This is a genomic window from Streptomyces sp. 378, assembly GCF_030124145.1.
Lineage (GTDB): Bacteria > Actinomycetota > Actinomycetes > Streptomycetales > Streptomycetaceae > Streptomyces.
Genome location: NZ_JASKMS010000001.1, coordinates 516,588 through 530,296 on the forward strand (window position 1 = coordinate 516,588; position 13,709 = coordinate 530,296).

At 69.7% G+C, this 13,709-nt stretch carries 13 protein-coding genes; 9 read left to right on the top strand and 4 right to left on the bottom strand.

Going from position 1 to position 13,709, the window contains the following annotated elements:
• Positions 1–44: 44 nt before the first annotated feature.
• On the top strand, positions 45–629 hold the full coding sequence (locus tag QNO09_RS02410; protein WP_283968310.1) for a DUF6932 family protein: 585 nt from the start codon (positions 45–47) through the stop codon (positions 627–629).
• Positions 626–1,558: a hypothetical protein gene (locus QNO09_RS02415; protein ID WP_283968311.1), complete on the top strand. Its 933-nt coding sequence runs from the start codon at positions 626–628 to the stop codon at positions 1,556–1,558. Before QNO09_RS02410 ends, QNO09_RS02415 begins: the two co-directional genes overlap by 4 nt.
• 214 nt (positions 1,559–1,772) lie before the next feature.
• Here the strand turns inward: QNO09_RS02415 and aspS are convergent, their stop codons facing one another.
• The gene (gene aspS / locus QNO09_RS02420; protein WP_283968312.1) at positions 1,773–3,536 is read right to left on the bottom strand and encodes an aspartate--tRNA ligase; all 1,764 of its coding nucleotides are present in this window, start codon (positions 3,534–3,536) and stop codon (positions 1,773–1,775) included.
• A 179-nt stretch (positions 3,537–3,715) separates the two neighbouring features.
• Here aspS and QNO09_RS02425 point away from each other — a divergent pair, with 179 nt between their 5' ends.
• Positions 3,716–5,854 (top strand): ATP-binding SpoIIE family protein phosphatase, encoded by a 2,139-nt coding sequence (locus tag QNO09_RS02425; protein WP_283968313.1) that lies wholly within the window; start codon positions 3,716–3,718, stop codon positions 5,852–5,854.
• 203 nt (positions 5,855–6,057) lie between these two features.
• Entirely contained in the window at positions 6,058–6,807 is a 750-nt protein-coding gene (locus QNO09_RS02430) for a hypothetical protein (protein ID WP_283968314.1), read from the top strand.
• Positions 6,808–6,813: 6 nt separating this feature from the next.
• Here the strand turns inward: QNO09_RS02430 and QNO09_RS02435 are convergent, their stop codons facing one another.
• Positions 6,814–7,791 (bottom strand): pirin family protein, encoded by a 978-nt coding sequence (locus QNO09_RS02435; protein WP_283968315.1) that lies wholly within the window; start codon positions 7,789–7,791, stop codon positions 6,814–6,816.
• Between the two features lie 31 nt (positions 7,792–7,822).
• Between QNO09_RS02435 and QNO09_RS02440 the strand changes: the two genes are divergently transcribed.
• On the top strand, positions 7,823–8,017 hold the full coding sequence (locus QNO09_RS02440) for a hypothetical protein (RefSeq protein WP_283968316.1): 195 nt from the start codon (positions 7,823–7,825) through the stop codon (positions 8,015–8,017).
• Positions 8,018–8,030: 13 nt separating this feature from the next.
• Here the strand turns inward: QNO09_RS02440 and QNO09_RS02445 are convergent, their stop codons facing one another.
• Positions 8,031–8,498 carry an SseB family protein gene (locus QNO09_RS02445; RefSeq protein WP_283968317.1) on the bottom strand — a complete coding sequence of 156 codons (468 nt, stop codon included), beginning with the start codon at positions 8,496–8,498 and terminating at the stop codon, positions 8,031–8,033.
• 179 nt (positions 8,499–8,677) lie between these two features.
• On the opposite strand from QNO09_RS02445, the gene QNO09_RS02450 reads away from it, so the two are divergent.
• From QNO09_RS02450 to QNO09_RS02465, 4 genes are all read left to right on the top strand, one after another.
• Positions 8,678–9,517 (top strand): intradiol ring-cleavage dioxygenase, encoded by an 840-nt coding sequence (locus QNO09_RS02450; protein ID WP_283968318.1) that lies wholly within the window; start codon positions 8,678–8,680, stop codon positions 9,515–9,517.
• Between the two features lie 134 nt (positions 9,518–9,651).
• Positions 9,652–11,478, top strand: a complete 1,827-nt coding sequence (locus QNO09_RS02455; protein WP_283968319.1) for an acyl-CoA dehydrogenase — start codon at positions 9,652–9,654, stop codon at positions 11,476–11,478.
• A 76-nt stretch (positions 11,479–11,554) separates the two neighbouring features.
• Positions 11,555–12,901, top strand: coding sequence for a M18 family aminopeptidase (locus QNO09_RS02460; RefSeq protein ID WP_283968320.1), 1,347 nt, complete (start codon positions 11,555–11,557; stop codon positions 12,899–12,901).
• Positions 12,902–12,989: 88 nt separating this feature from the next.
• Entirely contained in the window at positions 12,990–13,244 is a 255-nt protein-coding gene (locus QNO09_RS02465; RefSeq protein ID WP_283968321.1) for a DUF6458 family protein, read from the top strand.
• Positions 13,245–13,256: 12 nt separating this feature from the next.
• Here QNO09_RS02465 and QNO09_RS39830 read toward each other — a convergent pair whose 3' ends face one another.
• Positions 13,257–13,397 carry a hypothetical protein gene (locus QNO09_RS39830; protein ID WP_502962231.1) on the bottom strand — a complete coding sequence of 47 codons (141 nt, stop codon included), beginning with the start codon at positions 13,395–13,397 and terminating at the stop codon, positions 13,257–13,259.
• Positions 13,398–13,709 lie beyond the last annotated feature (312 nt).

Sequence of the window (13,709 nt, forward strand, 5' to 3'; positions counted from 1 at the left end):
ACCCGCACCCGCACGGCGCCCATCCGTACCCGACAGGACTTCATGTGCTGCCTTCCTTCGCTGCGAACGGATTCCTCCCGCTGGGCCGCTACTCCGTCTCCGTCGGCGAAGCGGAGACCATGCTGGTCACAGCGCCACAGTTCCACGGCTCCGACACACGTCAGACACTGTGGGCCGGACTGCACGACTACCTGGAACGCTTCTTCGCCCTGGAGGACGCGTACGCGGAGGTCATGGACGGGCACACGCTCATCCACAGGCTGTGGCTCGGCGGCAGCTTCGTGAGCACGAAGACCGATCCGGGGAACATCGACGCGACTCTCCTGATCGACGTGCGGGGCGAGCGCGCCGTGCGCGGCAGACCCGGATCCAAATGGCTGACCACCGCCTTCCAGAGCCGGGACAACATGCTGCGCAAGTTCGGAGTCTCACCGGTCCGGGTCGGGTACCAGCCCGTCGGCCACGTCTTCCGCCCGGAGCGCTTCACCGCCGAGGAGCGGACATACTTCATGGAGCGGGGTGTGTGGGACGACTGGTGGCAGCGCTGCCGACTGCCCGGTCAGTCGGACCGGTCCCCGTCGCGAGAGAGTGCCGCCCCGGCACGTGGATACCTGGAGGTGCGACTGTGACCACCGGCGACAGCTGGCGTGAGCGCAGGCGTGCGCTGCTCAGGGATGATCCGGCAGCGGCTGAGGCCGCCGCGCGCCTCCTCGAAGAGATGGGCACCGAGGAACGGGACGACGAGGAGGTCGAGGCGGAGCACCGGGCCGGCCGCCTCGCGACGGTCCGTGCCTACGCACCTGACGCCCGCCTCGACGAGGAGCTCCGGCTCCGGCTGACGGGGCCGGACACCGAAGGGGGCGCTCTGCGCTTCCAGTGGGGCGACGCCCTGCTGAACCCGGTTGAGAACGCCATCTCCGTCGCAGCGGGCACTCCTGTCCAGCTGGAGCTCACGGGCATCTCGGCCGGAAGCACCGTGGTCCATGCACGTCCCGTGCCGTCTGTCGTTCTCTCGGAGCCTCCGGCCATGGAAGCTCCCCCCACATCGGCCGCGAGCACCGGCATGCAGATGCTCACCAGACTGCTCGGCGCCTTGGAGGCCGAACATGATGTCCGCGAATGGTCCCGCCTCTTCGACGCTGTGGAGACCCTGGCCCGGGCTCTGGGCAAGTACGAGCTGGACCTGGGAATGACCTGGTACGGCGCCGACGGTGGCATGCACAGGGCTCAGCTCACGGAGCGCGGCAGGCGCTATGTCGAGCGGCTTCGTGAAACGAGGCCCCGTGACCAGGAGATCATCATTTCGGGCCGCATCACCGAGCTCCGCGAAAGCGGCTGGGTGAAGGTCAAGACGGGCACGGCCAGGAATGCCCAGGCTTACGACGTCCACTTCGAGGAGCCGGAGGCACTGCTCCGCATGCGTCCCGGCCTCGGGGACAACGTGCACTTCCGGGTCCGTTTCCGTCAGCGCCTCGATGCGGTGGGCATCGCCCGGTCGACCGAGTACACGTACCTCGGCCCGGCGGCGGAGCAGTCGTCCCTGCCGCTTGAAACGTGATCAGGGCGACCAGAGGATGCGATGAGCGCTCAGACCGACTGATGCGGGACCCCAAGCTGGTGAACCCGTTGGTCGATCACTTCCGCTGGTTACTGGCACCTGAGAATGACCTCATGCGCCGTGCGTAGTCGGGTTCGGCACCCTGGCTCAGTTCCAACCAAGAGAAGGCGCCCGGGCCCACTAATGTCCCGGGCGCTTCGTTCGCTGGTACGCCCTACTTCGGCTGCGGCTTGCGCACCGACAGGTGCAGCTCCTTCAGCCGCGCCTCCTCCAGCTCCGTCGGCGCGCCCATCATCAGGTCCTGGGCGTTGCCGTTGAGCGGGAAGGCGATGGTCTCGCGGATGTTGGGCTCGTCGGCGAGCAGCATGACGATGCGGTCGACGCCCGGGGCGATGCCGCCGTGCGGCGGGGCGCCGAAGCGGAAGGCGCGCAGCATGCCGGCGAACTTCTCCTCGACGGTCTCGCGGTCGTATCCGGCGATCTCGAAGGCCTTGAGCATGATCTCCGGCTCGTGGTTCCGGATCGCGCCGGAGGACAGCTCGACGCCGTTGCAGACGATGTCGTACTGCCAGCCGAGGATGTCCAGCGGGTCCTGGGTCTCCAGGGCTTCCAGACCGCCCTGCGGCATGGAGAACGGGTTGTGCGAGAAGTCGATCGCGCCGGTCTCCTCGTCCTTCTCGTACATCGGGAAGTCGACGATCCAGCAGAACCGGAAGACGTTCTCCTCGAAGTGCCCGGCACGCTTGGCGGCTTCCACCCGCACCGCGCCCATGATCTTGGAGACCTCGTCGAACTCGCCCGCGCCGAAGAAGACCGCGTGGCCGGCCGCGAGCGACAGGCGCTTGGTCAGCTCGGCGACGTTCTCCTCGGTGAGGAACTTCGCGATCGGGCCGGACAGCGAGCCGTCCTCGCCGACGCGGACCCAGGCCAGGCCCTTGGCGCCCTGCGAGACGGCGTAGTCGCCGAGCTGGTCGAAGAACTTGCGGGGCTGGGCGGAGACGTCCGGCACGGGCAGGGCCCGTACGTGCTTGCCGGCGAACGCCTTGAACTCCGAGCCCTCGAAGATGTCGGTGATGTCGACGAGTTCGAGCTGGGCCCGCAGGTCGGGCTTGTCGGAGCCGTACTTCAGCATCGCCTCGCGGAACGGGATCCGCGGGAACGGCGAGGTGACGTGGCGGCCCTTGCCGAACTCCTCGAACAGCTCGGTCATGAGCTTCTCGACGGGCTGGAAGACGTCCTCCTGCTCGACGAAGCTCATCTCGATGTCGAGCTGGTAGAACTCGCCCGGCGAGCGGTCGGCCCGCGCGTCCTCGTCACGGAAGCAGGGGGCGATCTGGAAGTAGCGGTCGAATCCGGAGATCATCAGCAACTGCTTGAACTGCTGGGGCGCCTGGGGAAGGGCGTAGAACTTGCCCGGGTTCAGGCGGGAGGGGACGACGAAGTCGCGGGCACCCTCGGGGGAGGTCGCCGAGAGGATCGGCGTGGCCATCTCGTTGAAGCCCAGCGCCGTCATCTTGTGGCGGATCGCCGAGATGACCGACGTGCGCAGCAGGATGTTGCGGTGCATGCGCTCGCGGCGCAGGTCCAGGAAGCGGTACTCCAGGCGCCGTTCCTCGTTGACCCCGTCCTCGGTGTTGATCGTGAAGGGCAGCGGCTGAGCGGCACCGAGCAGCTCGACCTCGCCCACCTCGACCTCGATCTCACCGGTCGGCAGCTCGGCGTTGACGTTCTCGGCGCCCCGGGAGACGACCTTGCCGTCGACCCGGACGGTCGACTCCTTGGAGAGCTTGTCCAGGGCCTCGTAGGAGGGCGTGCCGGGGCGGGCCACGAGCTGCGTGATGCCGTAGTGATCGCGCAGATCGATGAAGAGGATGCCACCCAGGTCGCGCCGATTGTGCAGCCAGCCACTCAGCCGGACGTCGCTGCCGACGTCAGAGGAGCGGAGCTCGCCGCAGGTGTGGGACCTGTACCGATGCATCGTCGTTCATCCAGTCTTCGCTGATCGGGGTCTGTGTTTCACGTGAAACTGGTCCCCAGCGTACCGGGCAGGCGAAGATCGGCTCTCCACAGTTATCGGTCGATCGCGCACACACCGTCGTTCGGGCACACGTCCACCATGGGTGGCAGTGTTCGATCGCGTCTTCTTAAAGTAGGGCAATGCGCACTGGCGAGCCTCTGCCCGCCGTGGGGGAGGCTCTCGCCGCCCTCGCGACCGGCCTGTGGCACTGGGACACCGCCACCGGGCTGGTCACGGTCGACGCCGAGGCGGCCCGGTTGCTCGGGCTGCCCTCCGAGCAGGTCAGCCTCACGGAGGCCCAGGCCCGGGCCCGGCTGCACCCCGTCGACTGGAACGAGATCACCGGTGTGATCCAGCTGGCCGTCGCCGAGGGCACCCTCGCGGAGGTCCGGATCCGGATCATGGACGAGCAGGGCCGGGTCGTCCGCGTCGTCCGCAGCCGCTCCAAGCCGTCCTTCGACCGGGCGCGCAAGGCGTACCGGCTGATCGGCTCGCTCCAGGAGGTCACCGAGCCGACGCCGGGCACCCCGGCCGGGCGCAGCGCGGTCACCGGGGACTGGCGGCGCTCGCGGGAGGCGTTCCTGCTGGACGCGGGCCGGGCGCTGGCCGAGGCGCGCTCCACGCAGGAGGTCCTGCGGGTCACGGCGAACCTGTCGATGCCCGGGTTCTCGCCGGACGGACTGGCGGTGTTCGGCGTCTCGGGCGATCGCCTGACGATCATCGGCCACCACGGGCAGCAGCGGGGCACCGAGAGCCCCTTCTCGGAGATGCCGCTGGACACGGACTACCCGGCCGCCGAGGTGGTGCGAACCGGCCGGGCCGTCTATCTGTCCTCCGCCGAGCAGTACAAGGCCCGCTATCCGCTGACCTGGCCGCTCGCCGAGCGCTTCGGACGCCGCTCCTGGGCGTTCCTGCCGCTGACCGTGGCCGGGCGCACGATGGGCGCGTGGATGGCGGCGTTCACCTACCCGGTCGCGTTCACCCCGGACGAGCGGTCCGTGCTGGCGACGGTGGCGCGGATGCTGGCCCAGGCCCTGACCCGGGCGGGTGTGGCCGAGAGCGAGCGGGCGCTGACCGACGGGCTCCAGCGCACGATGCTGCCGAAGCTCGGCCCGCAGCGCATCCCGGGCATGAGCGTCGCCGCCCGCTATGTCCCCACCGGCGGCGGGCTCCAGGTCGGCGGCGACTGGTACGACGTGATCCCGCTGCCCAGCGGGCGTTTCGCACTGGTCATCGGCGACGTCCAGGGCCATGACGTACGGGCGGCGGGCCTGATGGGCCAGCTCCGCATCGCCCTGCGGGCCTACGCCTCGGAGGGGCACCGCCCCGACGCCGTTCTCTCCCGGGCGTCCCGCTTCCTGCACGGCATCAGCGACGAGGACCCGGCCGACCCGCGTTTCGCGACCTGTGTGTACGTCGAGGTCGACCCGGCGACCGGGGTGCTGGACATCGCCCGCGCCGGGCATCCTGACCCGGCGATCCGGATGACCGACGGCACGGTGCTGACCCGGCCGACATCGGGCGGCCTGCCGCTGGGCATCGACCCGGACGCCGACTACCCCACGACCCGGCTCACGCTGGAAGCCGGCGAGACGATGCTGATCTGCACGGACGGCCTGATCGAAACCGGCGGCCACGACCTGGACAGCGGCTGGCGGCGGCTGCGCGTGATCCTGGAGGACCACAAGGGCGACCTGGAGGAACTCGCCGACGCGTTGGTGCAGGCCGTGCACGGGCCGTCCTCGCACCACACCACCGGCCCGCTCGCTGACCGGCGCGAGGACGACATCGCGATGCTGCTGCTGAGCCGGGACGGTGACGGTTGCGGGTGCGGGGACTCGATGGTCGTACGGCCTCCGGTGCGCCGCTCGGTGCTGACCGTCGCGCAGGCCGAGCCCGAGCGGGTCGCGGTCGCCCGGCAGCAGATGCGCGAGCTGCTGCACGACTGGACCTCGCCGGACCAGATGGACTCGGCCGTGCTGCTGCTGTCCGAGCTGCTGACCAACGTCCTCGTGCACACCGACTCCGACGCGCTGCTGGTCGCCGAGATCACGGGTGGGGTGGGTGAGCGGCGCCTGCGGATCGAGGTCGCGGGCGCCGGTGACGACCTGCCGCACAAGCGCAGCCCCGGGGAACTGGCGTCGTCCGGCCGCGGCCTGGTGCTGATCGAACTGCTCGCGCACGCCTGGGGGGTGGAGCCGCGCGGCGAGGGCAAGAGCATCTGGTTCGAGCTCTACGAGTCGGTGGACGGCTCGGGCGCCGGTGCCCGGTCGCTGTGACCGTACCGTTCCTGGTCGCTGCGCCTGCACCGGTCGCTGCACCTGCACCGGTCGCCTGAGCGGCCCACCACCACACCGGGCGTCAACAGAACGACGCCAATCCACCCTTTCGTGTGACCGCCGGGTGAGTGACGACGACGTCCCCCGCACCGCCTGCACGATGAGTGCCCTGGCCGAATCCCGACCGCAGGCAAGGAAGTCGCATGGGCAAGTCCGCATCCCGGGAAGACCGGGACAAGAGGTCCTCGTTCTCGGTGTCGTACGAGGGCAGCGGCCAACGCGACCCCTCGACCCACGTCAAACTGGGTCGCCTCTCGTACAAGGGTCCGGCCACCGCCGTGGTGGCGCTCGCCCTGGTGGCCGCCGGGGGCGTGGTCGCCTATCGGCTGCTCGACGGTCAGGGCAGTGCCGGCGGCACAGGAGCCGGGCCGGGTACGAGCGTGACGTCCGGCGCCGGTGCGACATCGGACACGAGCACGACGGCCGCGACCACGGGCGGCACGACGGATCCGCCGCCCACCGCGTCCGGCCCGCCCGCTTCACCGCCCGGCGGCGCGACGCGGGCGGCCGACGCCGGGGCGGGAACGGCGGTGGTGCGGGAGCACCGCAAGGTGGTGCTGCGGTCCGCGTCGGGTGTGGACCTCGACTTCACCAAGCAGTACTCCGACATCGCCTTCACCATGCCGTCGAACGGCAACGGCTGGACCCTCGCCGGCGCCAGCGGCGACCTCGCCACCGTGGACGGCCCGGCGACCGCCGAGAGCTGCGCCGCGGCCACCCGGTTCGGGTTCACCGTCGATCAGAAGAACATCCGCAGGGAACTCACCGCGTGCGTGCTCACCGACGAGAACCGGGTCGCCGCCCTCACCGTCCTCGGCTGGCAGAAGAACGGTGAGGGCCTGTCGTCCATCACCATGGACGTCACCACCTGGGAGAACTCCGAGGCGGGGTGACCCGCGTCAGTCCTGCGGACCGCTCGCTGTCATGCCGTGCACCGCCGGAATCGTGCCCAGGCGGCCCTTCTGGAAGTCCTCGAAGGCCTGCATGAGCTCGTCCTTGGTGTTCATGACGAACGGGCCGTAGTGGGCCATGGGCTCGCGGATGGGCTGCCCGCCGAGCAGGACGACCTCCAGGTCCGGCGTGTGGGAGTCCTGCTTCTCGTCCGCGCGGACCGTCAGCGAGGAGCCCGCGCCGAAGACCGCGGTCTGGCCCAGGTGGATCGGGCGGCGCTCCGCGCCGACCGCGCCCTTGCCCGCGAGGACGTACGCCAGGCCGTTGAAGTCCTCGCGCCACGGCAGCGTGAGCTCCGCACCCGGCGCGAGGGTGGCGTGAACCATCGTGATCGGGGTGTGCGTGATGCCGGGGCCCGCGTGCCCGTCCAGGTCACCGGCGATGACCCGCAGCAGCGCGCCGCCGTCGGGGGTGCTGAGCAGCTGGACGGAGCCGCCGCGGATGTCCTGGTAGCGCGGGGTCATCATCTTGTCCCTGGCCGGGAGGTTCACCCACAGCTGGAGGCCGTGGAAGAGCCCGCCGGACACGACGAGATGCTCGGGTGGGGCCTCGATGTGCAGCAGTCCCGAGCCCGCGGTCATCCACTGGGTGTCCCCGTCGGTGATGGTGCCGCCACCGCCCTGGCTGTCCTGGTGGTCGAAGATCCCGTCGATGATGTAGGTGACGGTCTCGAAGCCCCGGTGCGGATGCCACGGCGTGCCCTTGGGCTCGCCCGGCGCGTACTCCACCTCACCCATCTGGTCCATCATGATGAACGGGTCGAGATGGCGGTAGTTGATCCCCGCGAACGCCCGGCGCACCGGGAAGCCCTCACCCTCGAAACCGCTCGGAGCGGTCGTGACGGTGAGCACGGGACGTGCCACGGCGTCGGCAGGCGCGGTCACGCGGGGCAGCGTCAACGGGTTCTCGACGGTCACTGCAGGCATGTCGGTTCCTCCTCGTGTACGCCCAGTTTAGTTGAGCGTTGAACTTTCTGCCACCCAGAACAGCGAAGTACGGGAGGGCATTCCCGACCGGGCGACGGCGCAGCGAACCACGGGAGACCGGCATGACGAAAGGCCGTCACCCCGCAGCGGGGTGACGGCCAACCGTCATGACATGACGTTCGCCTACGGCCTGGAGTTCGTCCTGGCGCTACGCCTGCCGAAGTGACTGTCGCCGAGCCTCATCCGCCGTACATCCGGCGCATGGCGAACTCGACCATCTGTTCCACTGCCTTCGCGTCGAACACCATGCGGTGATCGCCCTCCATGTCGAGGACGAAGCCGTAGCCGGTCGGCAGCAGGTCGAGCACCTCGGCACCGGTGATCACGAAGTACTTGGACTCCTTGCCCGCGTACCGGCGCAGCTCCTTGAGGGTGCTGAACATCGGGATCACCGGCTGCTGGGTGTTGTGCAGCGCGAGGAAGCCGGGGTTGTCGCCGCGCGGGCAGTAGACCTTCGACGTCGCGAAGACCTGCTGGAAGTCCTCGGCGGCCATCTGCCCGGTGGTGAACGCCCGCACCGCGTCCGTGAGGGAGGGCGGGGACGGCTCGGGGTACAGCGGCTGCTGCTGCCCGTACCCGCCGGACATCGGCTGCTGCGGAGGGGCGTACTGCGCTTGCGGGCCCGCTGTCTGGTCGTAGCCGTACATGGGCGCAAGCGTACCGAGAGCGACCGGGCGCCGGGCCGGGACGGGCACCCTGGCGAAACCGACAGCGACTTGACAGCGAACCGACAGCGGCCGCCCTGGCTTCCCACAGTCTGCGCTCCTAGCGTCAGTCGTGCACGGGCGAGCACCTGACACGTCAGCACTCCAGCGAGGAGACAGCCATGCACCGGCACCACGGCGACGAGGTTCACGAGCACGACAGAGGCCTCTCCTACGACCTTCCCGTCCTCGCCCGTCGCCGCATGATCCGGCTGCTGGCCGGCGCGAGCCTGGTCCCGCTGGTGGGCTGCACCTCGGACGAGGGCACCTCGGCGTCCTCCTCCTCGTCCGCCTCGACCGCCGCCTCCGGCGGCTCCGCCTCATCCGCCGAGTGCGCGACCATTCCGGACGAGACCGCCGGGCCCTTCCCCGGCGACGGCTCGAACGGTGTGAACGTCCTGAAGGAGAGCGGGGTGGTCCGCAGCGACATCAGGCAGAGCTTCGGCGACTCCGCGGGCGGCACCGCCGAGGGCGTACCCCTGACGATCACGCTGACGGTGGTGGACGCGGCCTCCGGCTGCGGCACCCCGAAGCAGGGCGCCGCCGTCTACGTGTGGCAGTGCGACCGGGAGGGCGCCTACTCCCTGTACTCCGACGGCGTCACCGAGGAGAACTACCTGCGGGGGGTCCAGGAGACGGACGAGCAGGGCCGGGTCACGTTCACGAGCATCTTCCCCGGCTGCTACCCGGGCCGCTGGCCGCACCTCCACTTCGAGGTCTACGGCAGCCTGGCCGACGCCACCGCGGCCACGTCGATCACGAACACCTCGCAGCTCGCCTTCCCCGAGGACGTCTGCGACGCGGTGTACGCAACCGACGGCTACGGCACCAGCGTGCGCAACCTCAGCGGCCTCTCCCTGGAGGACGACGGCATCTTCAGCGACGGCCACGAGCGGCAGCTGGCGACGATGAAGGGCAGTACGACGGAGGGCTACACGGCGACACTGACGGTTCCGGTGTGACCTGTCACAGATGACGGATCGGGGTTGCTTCTTATTACCGACGGGTAGCATCATCGTAGCTACTTGTTGGTACGTGAACTAGCGCGAGGATCCAGTGCCTCGCCGATCTCTCTAGGGAGCCGGGAGCCGTCGCCATGGGGCACTACAAGTCGAATCTCCGCGACATCGAGTTCAACCTCTTCGAAGTACTCGGGCGCGACAAGGTGTACGGCACCGGCCCGTTCGAGGAGACGGACGTCGAGACCGCGAAGAGCATCCTGGAGGAGATGACCCGCCTCTCGGAGAACGAGCTGGCCGAGTCCTTCATCGACGCCGACCGCAACCCGCCGGTCTTCGACCCCGAGACCAACACCGCGCCGGTCCCGGCCTCCTTCAAGAAGAGCTACCAGGCCTTCATGGACTCCGAGTACTGGCGCCTCGGCCTGCCCGAGGAGATCGGCGGCACCACCTCGCCCCGCTCCCTCATCTGGGCCTACGCCGAGCTGATCCTGGGCGCCAACCCGGCCGTGTGGATGTACTCCTCGGGCCCGGCGTTCGCCGGCATCCTCTTCGAGGAGGGCAACGAGGTCCAGAAGCACATAGCCAAGATCGCCACGGAGAAGCAGTGGGGCTCCACGATGGTGCTCACCGAGCCCGACGCGGGCTCCGACGTGGGCGCCGGCCGCACCAAGGCCGTGCAGCAGGAGGACGGCTCCTGGCACATCGAGGGCGTGAAGCGCTTCATCACCTCCGGTGAGCACGACATGTCGGAGAACATCCTCCACTACGTGCTGGCCCGCCCCGAGGGCGCCGGCCCCGGCACCAAGGGCCTGTCCCTCTTCCTCGTCCCGAAGTACCTCTTCGACTTCGAGACCGGCGAGCTGGGCGAGCGCAACGGCGTCTACGCCACGAACGTCGAGCACAAGATGGGCCTGAAGGCCTCCAACACCTGCGAGATGACCTTCGGCGACCAGCACCCCGCCAAGGGCTGGCTGATCGGCGACAAGCACGACGGCATCCGCCAGATGTTCCGCATCATCGAGTTCGCCCGCATGATGGTCGGCACGAAGGCCATCTCCACGCTCTCCACCGGCTACCTGAACGCGCTGGAGTACGCCAAGGAGCGCGTCCAGGGCCCCGACCTGGCGAACTTCATGGACAAGACCGCGCCGAAGGTCACCATCACCCACCACCCCGACGTGCGCCGCTCGCTGATCACCCAGAAGGCGTACGCGGAGGGCATGCGCGCCCTGGTGATGTACACCGCCTCGATCCAGGACGCGATCCAGATCAAGGAGGCCGCCGGCGAGGACGCCTCCACCGAGAACGCGCTGAACGACCTGCTCCTGCCGATCGTCAAGGGCTACGGCTCCGAGAAGGGCTACGAGCTGCTCGCCCAGTCGCTCCAGACGTTCGGCGGCTCCGGCTTCCTCCAGGAGTACCCGATCGAGCAGTACATCCGGGACTCCAAGATCGACACCCTTTACGAGGGCACCACGGCGATCCAGGGCCAGGACTTCTTCTTCCGGAAGATCGTCCGCAACCAGGGCGCCGCGCTGAACTCCCTCGCCGAGGACATCAAGAAGTTCCTCGCCCTCGGCACGGGCGGCGAGGAGCTGGCCGGTGCCCGCGAGCACCTCGCCAAGGCAGCGGTCGAGCTGGAGGCCATCGTCGGCCTGATGCTCACCGACCTCGCGGCCACCGAGCAGGACGTCAAGAACATCTACAAGGTCGGGCTGAACACCACCCGCCTGCTGATGGCCTCCGGTGACGTCGTCGTCGGCTACCTGCTGCTCAAGGGCGCCGCAGTCGCCGCCGAGAAGCTGGAGACCGCCTCCGCCAAGGACAAGGCCTTCTACACCGGCAAGATCGCCGCCGCGAAGTTCTTCGCCGCGAACGTCCTGCCGGGCGTCACCCTGGCCCGCAAGATCGCCGAGGGCGTCGAGCTGGACCTGATGGAGCTGGACGAGGCCGCGTTCTAGATCTCGCACGTCCGCTGTTCGAGGGCCTGTTCCCCTACGCCGGGAACGGGCCCTCGTCCGTCGTTAAAGTGAACCCATGACCGAACCAGCCCGCCCGTCTCCCACCGCCGCCCTTGCAGCGGGCGCTTCGCGCGCACCCCTTACGTTCGACCGCGGCCACACCGACGACCTCATGACCTTCCTGGCGGCGAGCCCCACGCCGTACCACGCCGTGGCCACCGCCGCCGAGCGGCTGGAGAAGGCGGGCTTCAGGCAGGTCGCCGAGACGGACGCGTGGGACGGGACGAGCGGCGGCAAGTACGTGCTGCGCGGCGGCGCGATCGTCGCCTGGTACGTGCCGGAGGGCGCCGCGCCCCACACACCGTTCCGGATCGTCGGGGCCCACACCGACTCCCCCAACCTGCGCGTCAAGCCGCTCCCCGACAGCGGGGCGCACGGCTGGCGCCAGGTGGCCGTGGAGATCTACGGCGGACCGCTGCTCAACTCCTGGCTGGACCGCGATCTGGGCCTCGCGGGCCGGCTGACGCTGCGCGACGGCTCGACGCGCCTGGTCAACGTCGACCGGCCGCTGCTGCGCGTCCCGCAGCTCGCCATCCACCTGGACCGCTCGGTGACGGCCGACGGCCTCAAGCTCGACAAGCAGCGGCACATGCAGCCGGTGTGGGGTCTCGGCCGCGACGTCCGCGACGGCGATCTGATCGCCTTCCTGGAGGAGACGGCCGGCGTCCCGGCGGGCGAGGTCACCGGCTGGGACCTCATGACGCACTCCGTGGAACCGCCCGCCTACCTCGGCCGCGACCGCGAGCTCCTGGCCGGGCCGCGCATGGACAACCTGCTGTCGGTGCACGCCGGCACGGCCGCCCTCGCGGCCGTCGCCTCCTCGTCGCAGGCGGCCTCCATCCCGGTGCTGGCCGCGTTCGACCACGAGGAGAACGGCTCCCAGTCGGACACCGGCGCGGACGGACCGCTGCTCGGCAACGTGCTGGAACGCTCGGTGTTCGCCCGCGGCGGCTCCTACGAGGACCGGGCCCGCGCCTTCGCCGGGACCGTCTGCCTGTCCTCCGACACCGGTCACGCCGTCCATCCCAACTACGCGGAGCGGCACGACCCGACGCACCACCCGCGCGTCAACGGGGGCCCGATCCTCAAGGTCAACGTCAACAACCGCTACGCCACGGACGGTTCGGGACGCGCCGAGTTCACGGCGGCCTGCGAGGCGGCCGACGTGCCCTTCCAGTCCTTCGTCTCCAACAACTCCATGCCCTGCGGCACCACGATCGGCCCGATCACCGCCGCCCGGCACGGCATCAGGACCGTCGACATCGGCGTGGCCATCCTGTCGATGCACAGCGTCCGCGAACTGTGCGGCGCCGACGATCCGTTCCTCCTCGCCAACGCGCTGACGGCCTTTCTGGAGAGGTAGAACAGACCCTTACCGCATGGGTGTTCGCCACCGGGGTACCCGGTGTTCCGGGACCGGAACGACCGGACCGTACAGGGAGGCGACACACATGGGCCTCGGCGGATGCATCATCCTCATCGCCGTGGGAGCCATCCTCACGTTCGCGACCGACTGGGACATGCAGGGGGTCAACCTCGACCTGGTCGGCATCATCCTGATGATCGTCGGACTGATCGGCGTCACCACGTTCAGCAGCATCGCGCGCCGCCGGCGCGTGCTCGTGCCCCCCACGACGCCGGTCGTCGAAGACCCGGCGGCACATCACCACCGCCGCGACGGCTACAGCGACGGATACGGGGTGTGACGCCCGGGGCTCTCACGCGCCCGGCCGGGCCGGCACCAGGAGCAGCCGGTCCGTCCCCGCTGCGGTGAGGCGGACGGGCATGTCCCGGCCCTGCCGGTGGACATGGCAGGGGGGGCGGGGGTTCGACGGATCGTCGTCGCCGGTGGCTGCCATCACGAGAGGTGCAGCACGCCCTCCGGCACGGAGGGGTCACGGTCGAGGGCGCGGGGACGGATCGGTCCCCGCGCCCTCACCGCCGCGCGGCAGTTGAGGAGACGAGCAGGCGGGTCGAGGGACCGTGGCGCAGGCCGGCTTCCGTTCCGCCGGGGCCCGGAAGAGCACGTCCACCCGGAGGCGCCCGCCCTGTCCTCCGTGTTGATCCGGCCGCCCGGCCCGTGCGCCCGGGGAATCGGACACGTGCGCGATGTGCCATGTCTCCAGCCGTTCACAGGGGGCCGCGTGGCTCAGCCCGTCGGCCTACAGGCC

Bases quoted from the DNA above. Each gene is read 5' to 3' on its own strand.
- aspS (WP_283968312.1), bottom strand. From the start codon at position 3,536: ATGCATCGGTACAGGTCCCACACCTGCGGCGAGCTCCGCTCCTCTGAC.
- QNO09_RS02425 (WP_283968313.1), top strand. From the start codon at position 3,716: ATGCGCACTGGCGAGCCTCTGCCCGCCGTGGGGGAGGCTCTCGCCGCC.
- QNO09_RS02430 (WP_283968314.1), top strand. From the start codon at position 6,058: ATGGGCAAGTCCGCATCCCGGGAAGACCGGGACAAGAGGTCCTCGTTC.
- QNO09_RS02435 (WP_283968315.1), bottom strand. From the start codon at position 7,791: ATGCCTGCAGTGACCGTCGAGAACCCGTTGACGCTGCCCCGCGTGACC.
- QNO09_RS02445 (WP_283968317.1), bottom strand. From the start codon at position 8,498: ATGTACGGCTACGACCAGACAGCGGGCCCGCAAGCGCAGTACGCCCCT.
- QNO09_RS02450 (WP_283968318.1), top strand. From the start codon at position 8,678: ATGCACCGGCACCACGGCGACGAGGTTCACGAGCACGACAGAGGCCTC.
- QNO09_RS02455 (WP_283968319.1), top strand. From the start codon at position 9,652: ATGGGGCACTACAAGTCGAATCTCCGCGACATCGAGTTCAACCTCTTC.
- QNO09_RS02460 (WP_283968320.1), top strand. From the start codon at position 11,555: ATGACCGAACCAGCCCGCCCGTCTCCCACCGCCGCCCTTGCAGCGGGC.
- QNO09_RS02465 (WP_283968321.1), top strand. From the start codon at position 12,990: ATGGGCCTCGGCGGATGCATCATCCTCATCGCCGTGGGAGCCATCCTC.
- QNO09_RS39830 (WP_502962231.1), bottom strand. From the start codon at position 13,397: ATGGCAGCCACCGGCGACGACGATCCGTCGAACCCCCGCCCCCCCTGC.